A 13,300-nucleotide genomic window follows, 5' to 3' on the forward strand; every position below is an offset into this window, starting at 1 on the left:
GAAAGTTACTCCCCCTCTTGGTGATTGGGGTTATCGTTCCACAGCTCGCCCTTGAAAGCACGGGACTGGAGGGAGGAGAAGAGCACGTCGAGTTCGTGTAGCTGCGCCATGCTACGTGCGCGGGCATCCGACACTTTCGCGACACTGCTGGCAAAGCTATCCTGAACCGCTATCGGCGGAACTGGAACTGCCAGTTTTCGTAGATCTCTTAGATTGAGATGCTTGGATGTAGATCCAGCCATGTATTGGCCAATCCGCTCAGGTGCAAGAATTTTAAGCAAATAGAACTGGAGGTAGGCGGAGTTTGTAATTCCTCTAAGTGGACGCACTTGCACTAGCCGTTGCCCCATACAAAGCTCCAAACCGGATTCCACCGTAGCAGCTACGCCTACCGTACCTTCACGGCTGAGTACGATGTCACCAGGCTCAAGGTAGCCCCGCGAGGAGCGATCATGAAATGTCTCGTCGGAAACGAAACGTGTTTCGCTCCATATCCATCGGCCAATACCCAGGTTCGAGGTGCGGAGGCATACTTTTCCGGACTCCGTCCACTTGGGAGTTGAGTGTGGACAATCGTTAATCACTGCCGTGATTTCTGACAATGGTTTATGTGCATCGAACTTACTATCGCCCAACACACCGAACATGTCGAGGAAGATGGATTGGGCGAGGTCGTCGAGGAGGGCGATGGACTGGCGCCGCTTCGCCCGCAGCTCATCCACCCGATCCAGCACCTCAACGATTTCTCGTTGAGCTCGTGGCGGTGGAACCGGAATTGCCACACGCGCCAGCTTTTGTTTGTTGAGCGTCTTGCCCATCACGGCATCATCCGAATCGCCGGTCAAGTCGACCGACCGAAGAGCCCAATACAGAAAATCAGTGCTAATTTTGCGCGGGTCTCTGATCGGCAATGTCGCGATTGCCTCATTCGTGTACATCGGAATTGACGTTATGCCAACCTTGCCGATGCTCAGCTTAAAGCTGAGCGCAACCGTGTTGGCTTCAACTCTCGAAGCCATTACGCTATCTGCGGCCAGTGGGGTAATCTGCTCCTTTGTCGACGCAAGGCGCCGCCCCTGCTTCATATCGCTGATCGAAAGCCACGGATGACCCACGCCCCAATACGTGGATTCATTCCGAGAGGGCGTGCGGCCAATATTGATTTCGCAAAGTTCGGAGAGAGTCGAAGTTGGCCATGCACTCATCCCAACATCCCCTTCAACTCCGACAGCCCCTGCTGAATCTCGCCCCCGAGCGTCTCCAACTCCTCGATGATCTCCAGCGGTGCCCGGTGTTCGATCTCCTCGTGGATGATCTCCTTGTACCGGTTCAGCGAAAGGTCGTATTCCTGTGCGGCGATATCCGCACGCGGCACACAGAAGCTCTGTGCTGTGCGCGGGCGCTCCTGCTCCGACGCGTGACGCAAAGCGAAGCGGGATAGCACATCCGGCAGGTTGTTCCGGGTTAGATCATCGGCGCTCAGCTCGCCGGTTGGCGCGGCACCGAGCTTGGCCTCGGGGAGCAGCGGGGTGCGTTTGTCGTCGAGACTGAAACCGTCGGCGGTCACCTCGTAGAACCACACCGAATCCGTTCCACCGCTGTTGGTTTTCGTGAAGAACAGGATGGCGGTCGAGACGCCGGCGTAGGGCTTGAAGACACCGCTGGGGAGTTTCACCACCGCGTCGAGTTTGTGGTCCTCGACCAGCATCTTGCGAAGGTCCTTGTGCGCCTTGGTGGATCCGAACAGCACGCCGTCGGGCACGATCACGGCTGCGCGACCGCCCGGCTTGAGCAGGCGCAGGAACAAGGCCAGGAACAGCAGTTCGGTCTTCTTGGTCTTGACGATGCCGAGCAGGTCCTTGGCGGTCGACTCGTAGTCAAGACTGCCGGCGAAAGGCGGATTCGCCAGGATCATCGAGTACTTGTCGGCTTCACCGGATGCGCTCTGCGCCAACGAATCTCGGTACCGGATGTCGGGCTGTTCTACGCCGTGCATGAGCATGTTCATGCTGGCGATACGCAGCATGGTGCGGTCGAAATCGAAGCCGTGGAACATGCCGCTGTCGTAGTGGGCGCGGACCTCGGGGTCGTAGAGGTCCTGGCTGTGATGCTGGGCGATGTGCTCGGCGGCGCCGACGAGGAAACCGGCGGTGCCGCTGGCGGGGTCGCAGATCTCGTCGTTGGGACCGGGGTTCATCATCGCGACGATCAGCGAGATGATGTGGCGCGGGGTGCGGAACTGGCCGTTCTGGCCCGCGGTGGCGAGTTTGCCGAGCATGTACTCGTACAGGTCGCCCTTGGTGTCACCGTCGTTGAGCGGCAGGTCGTTGATCAGGTCGACGACCTTGCCGAGCAGGTTCGGGGTGGGGATCGTGAAGCGGGCGTCGCGCATGTGGTGGGCGTAGGTGGACTCGTCGGCGCTGTCGGTGCCGCCGAGATTGCGCAACCAGGGGAAGATCTCGTCGCCGAACATCGGGAACAGCACGTCGGGGTGCTTGCCGAGCAACTTCGACCAGCGCAAATGGTCGAACTCGGGGGAGTAGATCGGCCGCTCGATCGGCTTACCCGTGCGCTGAGCCTTCTTCGCCTTCAGCATCTGCGAGTCGTCGAGTCGGCGCAGGAAGATCAGATAGGTGATCTGTTCGATCACCTCTAGCGGGTTGGAGATCCCGCCCGACCAGAAGGCGTCCCAAAGACTGTCGATCTTGCTGCGCAGCTCGCCCGTAATCACCCTCGGAACCCTATCGCACCCCAGCGACACCCCACGCCGCTTCACGGCACCTGCTCCACGGCCGGAATTCATGGCCGGACCTGGGTTGATGTTCTGGCTGGGCCCATTTGATCGCGGTACGGTTCACCTCAACGAGTAGGAGGTGAGACCACTGTCGTACGAACCGAAACTGACTGCCGCGCTCTCGGGCGCGACGCTGCGTCAGCTCGCGCATTGGCCTCGTTCGTTCCCCAACAGACCACCGGTCCTCACCCCTTAGATCTCAGCCAGCCGCCCGATTCTCTACTCGTTCCGAGATGTCGTCGCACTGCGCGCGTGCGTTCGATTACGCCAAGAGGCGTCATTGCGCCGAATCCGCCGTGCCCTCGACACCCTCCGAGACGGCCTCGGCGAACGCGATCACCTGTCCCAATATCGGCTGGTCGCAGACCGGGACGCCACCTATCGCGATGAACGGCATATTCCAGCCCTGCTCACGCCGCGCGCGCACGTCTCCGTCGACCCCCGCCGTGCGTGGGGGTGAACCGATGATCGAGGGAACGCGCGTGCCATCCGCGGACGTCGCCGCGCTTGTCCGCGATGGTGTGCCCCTGACCAGATCTGTGATTACTACCCTGCAGTCAGCGCCGAAGCCGCGCGCGATGCCGCAGACTTCGCGGAATACGTCGACGGCTACGACGATCGTCCTACGCGGGCGGTTGCTTCGTGAAACTGCTCCTAGACGAAAATGTGCCACGGTCAATCAGGGTGGCCTGGTCGGCCTCGGCACCGCGATCGCGACAGTCTGCGCCGGACTCCCGCACGCGATCGCTGCGCTCGAGGCATCGAGCGGGCAACGTCTCATCTCGCTCAGCGGCATCGATCCAACCCGCGGCGTTCGCATCCAAGTCCTCGATCCGGCTCGCTTCGGCCACCCCATTGGCCAGACATGAACGCTGATCTCACAGCGAGCTGACTCTCCCCGAACGACGCGTAGTCGTTGGAAGTCCCATTGCGCGATCCCCGAATGGAGCACCCAGGGGTGCCGGTGTCGTAACCATCCCTGCCCGCTTCCCCGCACCGAACCCCGATTTGCGTCCTCGGCCAACACCATTGGCCCCACGCCTGATTCGGCGTGTGGCGATGTTGGACCTGGGCAAAGGGGTGCACTCCCGAACCGACCAGGTGCGTACGTGCGAGGCGTACGACGAAGGTGCTCGCAGGAGGCTGGGTGTCAGGGTTGTCTGTCCCTCGGTCGGGCTCTCCGATAACGACCGACAGGAGCGGCCTCAGCCCAGTACACGACACAGATAGCCCGTCGTCAGGGCAGAGGTCACCCATGAAACGACGAAAGCCCGGCGCACGGAGCGCCGAGCCGTTGCATGTAGGATTTCATCCCACGGTGCGAACAGCTACGACTGTTTCGTACCTAGGCCGTTCGGTGAGCGCCAACTCGCCGGGCGGCCGTTCTTGTTCGGGTGACGCTACACACTCCCGCGCCCGGTAGCAACTAGCGAGTTTCCGCCCTGGCCAGCGACTTCCGTGAAATACCCGATTCGACGCGAACATCGATCAACCGCCGACGCAGCCGGAAAGCAACACCGGCCGAACCTGCGGTGGCCGCGGGTACACTCGGCCTTTCCGACATCGAGACGAGGGGCACGATGGCGCTAACCACTTCCCTGCCCGGCCGCGTCCGTAACACGAGTCTGCCGAAAAGCCATGCTCTGCTGCCTTTGCTCGAGGCCGTCGTCAATGGAATTCAAGCCATCGGGATGCGATTCGGTGACGACCTGGGCGAGGCAGTCCTCACCGTGACCATCGACCGCAGCGGACAAGAACAGCTCGAACTCGCGCTCGGCGGCAATTCGGCGCTGAAGCCCATCGTGGGATTCACCGTCCGCGACAACGGGATCGGCTTCTCCCCGGAGAACATGCGCTCGTTCGAAACCCTCGACAGTGAGCACAAGGCCAAGTTGGGCTGCCGGGGCGTGGGGCGGCTGTTGTGGCTCAAGGCGTTCGACAAAGTCGCGGTGACCAGCGTGTACGAGGCCGAACAAGGCGAGTTGGTCCCCCTCCAGTTCGGCTTCTCGATCGACAACGGAGTCGAACCGGGCGACACCCCGACCGGCGCACACGATGTCGGGTCCACCATCCACCTGGACGGCTTCAAGGACCAGTACCAGACAAGCGCGCCCAAAACCGCGAAGACCATCGCGCGGGAAATCTTCGAACACTGCGTGTGGTATTTCCTCCGTCCCGGCGGCGCACCACACGTCACTGTCGTCGACGAGGGCGAAACGATCTCGCTCACGGAGATGATGGAGGAGTACGCCTTCTCCGATCTGCCGCGGAGCACGTTCGACTTCGCTGATCAGCGGTTCGAGATGCTCAGCCTGCGGTTGCGCTCGTCGACCCGCAATCCGACCCCCCGGTTGTACTGGTGCGCCGCCAATCGAGTGGTCTTCGACGAGTCGCTGGTCGGCAAGATCCGGGGCCTGCACGGCAAGCTCACCGACGACAAGCCTGGCGCTTTCACCTACGTGTGCTACCTGTCCTCGCCGTATCTCGATACCCATGTGCGCGCCGACCGCACCGCTTTCGACATTGTCGAGCGCCCGGCGAGCACCGTACTCGGCACCGAAATCTCCCTCGAAGGTATCCGTGCCGGTGTGCTGGCCGAAGCCGAGAAGATCCTCGAGGGATCACTCGAGATCGCGCGCCAAGAGGCCAAGGCCCGCGTGAACGAGTTCGTCAGCAAGAAGGCTCCCCGCTACCGACCTGTGCTCGCGCGCCTCGAAACCCTGGAAGTCACTGTTGATCCCGCGATGCGTGACAACGACCTCGAACTCCTCCTGCACCGCAACCTGCAGAAGCTCGAGGCCGAGACCATCGCAACCGGCCAGCAGATCTTCACTGGATCAGCGCCCACCGAGGGCTACCAGGAACGCCTCGACCAGTACGTGGCGGCCATCACCGACATCAACCAGTCCGACCTGGCCGCGTATGTGGCTCGCAGGCGAGCGATTCTGGACACCCTCGCCCGATACATCACAGTCGATGAGCATGGGAGGTACTCCCGCGAGGAGCGGATCCACTCACTCCTGATGCCAATGCGCAAGGACTCCAACGAGATTGCCACCGATGCGGCGAATCTGTGGATCCTGGACGAGCGGCTGGCCTTCCACGACTACTTGGCTTCTGATGTGACGCTGCGCCGCATGCCCATCACGGGTTCGAACTCGACCAGGGAACCCGACCTCCTGGCCACTCGACTTCTCGATACGCCGATGCTCGCGGCCCAAGGCGACAAGTTCCCGCTGGCCTCGATCGTGATCGTCGAGATCAAGCGGCCCATGCGCGCCGACGGCGGTGACTCGAATGACCCGCTCGATCAGTGCATCGACTATCTGCAAAGAATTCGAGAGGGCAAAATTCGCACCGTGGGCGGCCGCCCGATTCCGGCCTCGGATCACTGTCCCGCCTTCTGCTACATCTTGGCCGACATCACCCCCAAGCTGACCAAAGCGTGCAAGATGGCCGGGCTGAATCTCACCTCGGACGGGATGGGGTACTTCGGATTCATCGACGCCTACAAGGCCTACGTGGAGGTGGTGTCCTTCGACCGGCTACTCAACGCGGCAACAGAACGAAATCATGCCTTCTTCACCAAACTCGGCTTGCCTGCAACATAGCTCCGGAGTCAGGACAGGCCCGCCGCGGTGCGCCGGCCGATCGCGGCGTTGAGGGCGCCGAGTTCGGCGAGGATGTCGGTCGCGGCCCAGATGCGGTTGCGTTTGGAGTCGGAGACGACTTCGAGGATGCCCGCGGCGGTGAGCCGATCCAGGGCTCGGTAGGTGGCCGAGTCCGTGGTGGTGGTGAGGGCTTTCGCTTCGGTGATCGTGAGGATGGGGTGCTCGAGGAGGTTCGCCAGTAGTGCCTCGTCGGCGGAGCCGGCGCGGGGGCGGGCCCGGTCGCGCCAGCCATCGGGGAGGGTGGTGAGTGCGCGGGCCGAGTCGATCGAGGCCTCGCTGGCGTAGACCGCGGCTAGCGCGAGGTAGACGACGAATTCTTCGGCGGCGCCGGTTCGGTAGGCGGCCAATTGAGCGAAGTAGCGCGACGTGTCGGCGAGCATGACCGAGGAGAAGGGGACGGTCACCCGGTCGGTCAGGCCGCGGCGGCGCAGGATGGCGGTTACCAGGGCGCGACCGATCCGGCCGTTGCCACTGACGAACGGGTGGATCGATACGAACTGCGCGTGCGCGAGCGCGGCCTGCACGAGGATCGGCAGGTCGCCGCGCGCGACGAAGGCCAGCAGGTCGGCCATCAGTTCGGGCACCAGTTCCGGTGGGGGCGGCACATACAGCGCGTTGAGTGGTGTGTAGTCGCTGCCGCCGATCCAGGTTTGGACGGTGCGCAAGCGCCCGGCCTTCTCCCACTCCGGGGCGATCATCACCCGATGAGCGCTGAGCAGACTCGCCTCGGTGATCTGGCCGTTCTCCGCGGTGCCGACCAGGCCGGTCAGCCCCCGCACGGCGGCCACCTGCGACGCTGCTTCGGGACGAGCCGTCGCGCCACCGAAGGCTTTGCTGAATGCTCGCCAGCCCGCGTCGATGTGCTCGATTCTCGACGACGCTACCGCCTCGCTACGCAGCAGGAACTCACGCAGGGGAGCCAGGCCACCGTGGCCGGCTTCGAGATGGGTCACCGCGATCGCGGCTGCCTCGCTGGCCAATGTCGTTCGTCTGGTGGCGAAATCGAGCCGGGCGATGCGCGGCGGGATCGACACAGCGACCTGCTCGGGCACCGGACCTACGCGAGAACCGCGCCCGCCGCGCCCCGTCCATGGTCGCTGTTCGACTTGGTGCGCCGGCCAATTCATCAGTTATTGCAGTACTTTCACTATCGGAAACGCCACTGACTCGCGAACTACTCGCGTTTTTCGGTTGTCACGAGAGTAATCAGCTCACTACTCCCGCGGGGTCGTCAGGTGAGATTCGTGGTCGCGTGGGCCCGCGCTCGGTCGACGGCTCGGCCGATGCCCTCGGCGAAGGGGTCGCCATGGCCGGGGAGAACCAGATCCGCGGAGAGTGCTTCGAGGGCGCGCAGGGCCAGCACCGTGTCGGGGGTCGAGTGGTTGAAGAATTTGGGGAGCACCTGGGGGCCATGAAATTTTGACGTGGGGTGGGAGGTAACCAGGGTGTCGCCAGTGGCCACCGCGCCCGCGTCCGGGAAGTGGAAGGCGGAGTGTCCTGAGGTGTGTCCAGGGGTGGGGACAGGGACCGGACGGCCGGGGAGATCCAGGGGGCCTTCGGTGGGGAAGGGCTGGATGTGGGGGACCGGGTTCTTCCGGAGGCCGCCGGCGCGGGTGATGCGCAGGGCCCAGCCACAGGTGGAGATGTCGGTGAGCCGTTTGATGACGTCGAGCGGCGTGGCCGACTCGTGGACTTCGCCCTTGGCGTGGGCCACCTCGAGCGGGCTGGTGTAGGCGGGGATGCCGTACTCGGCCTGGAGGTGGTTGAGGGCGCCGACGTGGTCCAGGTGCGCGTGGGTCAGCAGGACCGCGCGGATGTCCTCGGGGCGGTGGCCGAGGGCTGCGATGGCGGCTTCGATCACGCCGGCGTCGCCGTACCATCCCGCGTCGATCAGCGTGAGGTCGCGGCCCTCGCGGAGTAGGACCATGTTCACGTCCGTACCCGCGATGGTGAACACGTTGTCGGCTACCTGCTGGTGACGCATGAGATCGTCCCTCTCCGATGCGGTGGTTTCGACCCTACCGGCGGCCGGCAGGGTCGAGACCTCGTCACCAGATGGTCACACGTTCCTCCGGCTTCAAGTAGAGCTTGTCTTCCGGAGTCACGCCGAACGCGTCGTAGAAGCTGTCGATATTGCGGATCACCGCGTTGCAGCGGAACTCCGGCGGGGAGTGCGGGTCGACGGCGAGGCGGCGGATGGCCTCCTCGGTGCGGGCCTTGGTGCGCCAGACCTGCGCCCAGCCGTAGAAGACGCGCTGCAGACCGGTGAGCCCGTCGATGACCGGGGGTTCCTCGCCCTCGAGCGAAATCTTGTAGGCGGCAAGGGCGATGGACAGACCACCGAGGTCGCCGATGTTCTCACCGATGGTGAACTCGCCGTTCACGGTGTGCTCGTCGTCCAGGCCGGCGGGGGAGAGCACGTTGTACTGGTCGATCAGGGCCTTGGTGCGCTTGCCGAACTCGGCGCGGTCCTCGTCGGTCCACCAGTCCTGCATGTTGCCGTCGCCGTCGTACTTCGCGCCCTGGTCGTCGAAGCCGTGACCGATCTCGTGGCCGATCACCGCGCCGATCCCGCCGTAGTTGGCGGCGTCGTCGGCGTTCATGTCGAAGAACGGCGGCTGCAGGATCGCCGCGGGGAAGACGATCTCGTTCATGCCAGGGTTGTAGTAGGCGTTCACGGTCTGCGGGGTCATGAACCACTCGCCGCGATCGACCTCGCCACCCAGTTTGCCCAGGTCACGGTCGTGGTCGGCGGCGTAGCCACGGCGGTAGTTACCGACGAGGTCGCTCGCGTCGATCTCGACCGCGGAGTAGTCGCGCCAGGTGTCGGGGTAGCCGATCTTGGGGGTGAACTTCTCCAGCTTGGTCAGTGCGGCCGCGCGCGTGTCGGGGCCCATCCACTCGAGGTCGGCGATATTGCGGCGGTAGGCCTCCTGGAGGTTGGCCACCAGCTCCACCATGCGGGCCTTGGCCTGCGGCGGAAAGTGCCGGGCCACATACAGTTTGCCGACCGCTTCGCCGAGCAGTTCCTGCACCAGCGACACTCCGCGCTTCCAGCGCTCGCGGTTCTCCTCGGCGCCGGTGAGGGTGCGACCGTAGAAGTCGAAGTACTCCTCGACGATCTCGTCGGTGAGGAACCCCGAGCGCGCGTGCAGCACCTGCCACGCCGTCCACGCCTGCCAATCCGCTTGCGGCACCTGTGCCCACGCGGCGGCGAAGGCGCGCAGGTAGTCGGGCTGACGCACGACGAGCTCGGCGAACAGGTCCTTGCCGTCACGGTCGAGTCCGGTGGCGACACCGTCTACCCAGGCGGCCCAGTCGAATTCGGGGTGCTCGGCGACCAGGTCGTCGAAAGTCGTGAGGTTGTAGCTCTTTTCGGCATCGCGGCGGCGCACCACGTCCCAATGGCCCGCGGCGAGTACGCGTTCCAGCTCGAACACGCGACGGGCGGCGTCGGCCGGGTCGGCGGGGAGCAGGCCCGTCAGGGACGCGTCGGCGGCGGCGATGGTGAACGTCTTGGTGATGTGCGCGAGGTAGGCGGCGCGGATCTCCGCGAACTCGTCGGCGCGGTAGTAGGACTCGTCGGGCAGCCCGATACCCGCCTGGGTCGCGTGCACGAGGTAGCGCGTGGAGTTCTTGTCGTCGGTGTCCACGTAGTAGGCGAGCGCGCCACGAACCCCCGTGCGCTGCAAGCGCCCGAGCAGCGCGGCGAACGCACTCGGATCGCCGACCTCGGCGATCGCGCGCAGCTCGTCGGCGACCGGTGTGAACCCGGCCGCCGCGACCACATCGGTGGCCATGAAGCTCGAGAACAGATCCCCGATCTTGCGGGCATCAGCGTCATCGGCCGCACCGGACGCGCTGTCGGTGATGATCGCCTGCACATCTAGCTCGGCCTGGTCGTAGAGCGTGCGAAACGCACCGTCGACAGCGCGATCGGCCGGGATCTCGTACCCGGCCAACCACTGCCCGTTGACATGCGCGAACAGATCGTCCTGCACCCGCACATCCTGATCGCGGAAGGACAGATCAATACCGGAGGGAGCGCTCAGATCAGAAGTCACGCCCCCCAGTATGCCGAAATACCGATTGCCGGCGTCGTGGTCTTACACGCAGGCGAACTCGTCGTCTCGGACGCCGGCGGTGAAGGCATTCCACTCTTCGGGGGTGAAGTGCAGGAGGACGGCTTCGTGGCGGAGGGTGGTCGAGCCGTCGGGGGAGGTGTGGGCTACCAGGTCGGAGTGGGGGCGGGCGGTGAGCAGGCAGTGGAGGAAGGCTGTCCACAGGGGGGCGTCGACGGTGATGATGGGCTCGACCAAGCCGGCGTTCATCGGGTTGCGGCGGAATTTGCTGTCTCGTATCTGGACAGCGTCTCCATCGAAACGAACCTCGACACACTGGTTGCCGTTATTGGAGCGTGACGAGGTGAACCAGCCGTGTTCGGCCGGGCGGCGGCGAGCTGTGGTGGACATACCCAGAATCTTACACGCTTGCATACTCCCTGATCAGGGCGAGAGATTCGGTGCGGGAAAGGGATTGCTCGCGGGCGCGCACGTAGGCGAAGCCGAGATCGCGGACCTGTTCGGCGTCGTCGACATGGCCGCCGAACACCGCGCTCTCGGCCCAGGCGAAGGTAGGTAGCTGATCGCTTGCGAAGTCGAGCAGATGGAAGCTGGAACCGCCGAGCACGGCCCCCTCTGGCGCGCTGAACGGGATGACGCGCACATCGACGGTGTCGAGTTCGCGCACCAGCGCGACCAGGTGCCGCAACTGCCCGCGCAGCACCTCGCCGCCGCCGGTCTGCTGACGCAAAGTCGCCTCGCCGAGCACCGCGGTGAGTTCCAGCGGATCGGACCCCCGCAGCCGCTGCTGACGACGCAGGCGTATCGAGACTAATTGGTCCACCTGAACCGGCCGGATCATCACATCGGCGCTGATCAGCGCCCGCGCGTACGCCTCGGTCTGCAACAGGCCGGGCACGATCATGCTGTCGTAGCTGCGAATACTCTGCGCGCCCGCCTCCATCCCGTACAACCGCTGCAACTCGGGACCGATCAGCGCCGAGGACGCCGTCGTCCACCAGCCGCGCTGCTTACTCGCTTCGAGCAGGGCGAGCAGTTCGCGGCGTTCGTCGGGCATGACGTCGAGGACGTCGAGGACCGGCTCGATGGTGGTGCGGGTTAGCACCCGTCTGCCCTTCTCGACATGCGACCAGTTCGCGGGCGTGAACCCGACGCGACGGGCGAACCCGGCCGAATCGAATCCGCGCTGCTCGCGGAGTTCGCGCAGGCGCAGCACGAGTTCCCACCGCGCGACGGTCGGCGAAACGGGAGCCATGGGCGAATATCGTACGCCGATCGACACGCCAGCTACTGACTATTGTCAGCATGGTTGTGCGGCTATAGGCTGTGCAGAACGGTCATTTTCCCTCACGTCCTGCCGTTATGAAAAAGTTTCCCGCGCCACCCGGTCGTGATGCTTCACTTTCCACCGAGATTCGCCCCGATCGAGCGAACTCACAGCTACATCGAACCACCGTCGACAGAGACGAGGTCGTGATGAGCACGTTGCACACTGATGAGGACAAGGGCGGGTATACGGCGGCCGAGGAATACTCGGCCACCCAGGATGCTCTGGCGCGCTGTCGCCAATACCGCAAGCACCATGGCCTCTACGGCGTCGTCGACGCGGCGCTGGGGCGGATCGTGCTCGAGATCGGCTCGGTCGGCGCGGTGGTGATGCCGTCGACACTCGGCGAACGGGTCCGCGGGCTGCTCGTCACGCGGGGCCTGCGCTGCGGGCCGATCATCGCCCACCCACGCTCCGGGCGCTGGACCTTCCTCACCGGTCCGGTCGACAACTCCTACCTCGACACCGTGCTGTTCGCCGAGCTGTTCCGGGTCTGCGCCTCGGTCGCCCTGCCCGGTAGCGATGTGGTGCTGCCGTCACCGGCCGACGAGCGCAGCGGGTATCGCACCTGGATGCAGGCGCCCGACGGCGACTTCCGACCCGACTTCGCGCAGATCGTCGCCGCTACCAGGACCAATGCCAAGTCGGCGACCTTGACCCGGCAGCCGGGTTCGGCCTGAGCTCACCCGCCGCCCAGGCGCGCGTGCATCTCCCAGACGAGCACCTCGGCCTCGCCGTGCGGGCGGATCAACTGGCCGCCGGAGCGGGTCAGCCGGATCGCGTCGCCCTGGGACAGCGTGCCGAGGCCCTCGACGTCGACCTCCCCGCGCGCGACGAAAACATGCAGGTAGGGGGCTTCGGGGAGGGTGACGCCGGGACTGTCGGCCGTCATCCTGGCGACGTGCAGGGCGGCATGTGAGGAATTGATCGCGATGGCTGTGCGGTCGCGATAACGGGGTAGGCCCGACGCGACCGTCACCAGATCGCCGCGCGCGAGTTCGTCATCGATCTCGAGCTGCTGGTAGCCGGGGTCGACGCCCGGCTCATCCGGAACCACCCACATCTGCACGAAATGCACCGGCTCGTCGTGGGTCCTGCCGTCGAGACGCCACGAATCGTTCTTCTCCGAGTGCATGATGCCGGTGCCCGCGCTCATGCGCTGGGCCAGACCCGGATAGATGACACCGTTGTGGCCGAGCGAATCCTGATGCACGAGGCTGCCGCCGAGCACCCAGGTGACGATTTCCATGTCCCGATGCGGATGGGTGTCGAAGCCCTCGCCGGGCAGCACCACGTCCTCGTTGTTAACCAGCAGCAGCCCGTGATGGGTGTTGTCGGGGTCGTAGTGCTCACCGAAGGAGAACGAATGCTTGGAGTCGAGCCACGGGATCCGCGTCTTCATCCGGTCGCCACCGCGGTGTAGTTC

12 protein-coding genes are annotated in these 13,300 nt (G+C 64.5%); 3 read left to right on the forward strand and 9 right to left on the reverse strand.

From position 1 onward, the window contains the following. Positions 1–5: 5 nt before the first annotated feature. From ACFWFP_RS18235 to ACFWFP_RS18245, 3 genes are all read right to left on the reverse strand, one after another. Entirely contained in the window at positions 6–1,205 is a 1,200-nt protein-coding gene (locus ACFWFP_RS18235; RefSeq protein WP_379296430.1) for a restriction endonuclease subunit S, read from the reverse strand. Beyond that, complete coding sequence (locus ACFWFP_RS18240; protein WP_379296432.1) at positions 1,202–2,731, reverse strand: N-6 DNA methylase; 1,530 nt, start codon at positions 2,729–2,731, stop codon at positions 1,202–1,204. Before ACFWFP_RS18240 ends, ACFWFP_RS18235 begins: the two co-directional genes overlap by 4 nt. Before the next feature lie 340 nt (positions 2,732–3,071). Further along, entirely contained in the window at positions 3,072–3,221 is a 150-nt protein-coding gene (locus tag ACFWFP_RS18245; RefSeq protein WP_379296838.1) for a hypothetical protein, read from the reverse strand. Here ACFWFP_RS18245 and ACFWFP_RS18250 point away from each other — a divergent pair. Together ACFWFP_RS18250 and ACFWFP_RS18255 are read left to right on the forward strand one after the other, a co-directional pair. Continuing rightward, positions 3,181–3,663, forward strand: a complete 483-nt coding sequence (locus tag ACFWFP_RS18250) for a DUF433 domain-containing protein (protein ID WP_379296816.1) — start codon at positions 3,181–3,183, stop codon at positions 3,661–3,663. The genes ACFWFP_RS18245 and ACFWFP_RS18250 overlap by 41 nt on opposite strands. Positions 3,664–4,374: 711 nt before the next feature. Then, entirely contained in the window at positions 4,375–6,405 is a 2,031-nt protein-coding gene (locus ACFWFP_RS18255) for an ATP-binding protein (RefSeq protein ID WP_379296434.1), read from the forward strand. A gap of 8 nt (positions 6,406–6,413) precedes the next feature. Here the strand turns inward: ACFWFP_RS18255 and ACFWFP_RS18260 are convergent, their stop codons facing one another. The 5 genes from ACFWFP_RS18260 to ACFWFP_RS18280 form a co-directional block, all read right to left on the reverse strand. Continuing rightward, entirely contained in the window at positions 6,414–7,592 is a 1,179-nt protein-coding gene (locus ACFWFP_RS18260; RefSeq protein WP_379296436.1) for a Fic family protein, read from the reverse strand. Positions 7,593–7,696: 104 nt separating this feature from the next. Next, a complete protein-coding gene (locus ACFWFP_RS18265) occupies positions 7,697–8,449 on the reverse strand; it encodes an MBL fold metallo-hydrolase (protein ID WP_379296438.1) in 753 nt (250 codons plus the stop codon). 64 nt (positions 8,450–8,513) lie between these two features. Next, complete coding sequence (locus tag ACFWFP_RS18270) at positions 8,514–10,529, reverse strand: M13 family metallopeptidase (RefSeq protein WP_379296440.1); 2,016 nt, start codon at positions 10,527–10,529, stop codon at positions 8,514–8,516. 42 nt (positions 10,530–10,571) lie between these two features. Beyond that, the gene (locus ACFWFP_RS18275) at positions 10,572–10,937 is read right to left on the reverse strand and encodes a DUF397 domain-containing protein (RefSeq protein WP_379296442.1); all 366 of its coding nucleotides are present in this window, start codon (positions 10,935–10,937) and stop codon (positions 10,572–10,574) included. 10 nt (positions 10,938–10,947) lie between these two features. Then, entirely contained in the window at positions 10,948–11,802 is an 855-nt protein-coding gene (locus ACFWFP_RS18280; protein ID WP_379296444.1) for a helix-turn-helix domain-containing protein, read from the reverse strand. A 221-nt stretch (positions 11,803–12,023) separates the two neighbouring features. Here ACFWFP_RS18280 and ACFWFP_RS18285 point away from each other — a divergent pair, with 221 nt between their 5' ends. Next, the gene (locus ACFWFP_RS18285; protein ID WP_379296446.1) at positions 12,024–12,554 is read left to right on the forward strand and encodes a hypothetical protein; all 531 of its coding nucleotides are present in this window, start codon (positions 12,024–12,026) and stop codon (positions 12,552–12,554) included. Between the two features lie 2 nt (positions 12,555–12,556). Here ACFWFP_RS18285 and ACFWFP_RS18290 read toward each other — a convergent pair whose 3' ends face one another. After that, positions 12,557–13,276: a pirin family protein gene (locus ACFWFP_RS18290; protein ID WP_379296448.1), complete on the reverse strand. Its 720-nt coding sequence runs from the start codon at positions 13,274–13,276 to the stop codon at positions 12,557–12,559. Between the last annotated feature and the right edge of the window lie 24 nt (positions 13,277–13,300).

The sequence above is a fragment of the Nocardia sp. NPDC060249 genome, assembly GCF_042728755.1.
Classification (GTDB): domain Bacteria; phylum Actinomycetota; class Actinomycetes; order Mycobacteriales; family Mycobacteriaceae; genus Nocardia.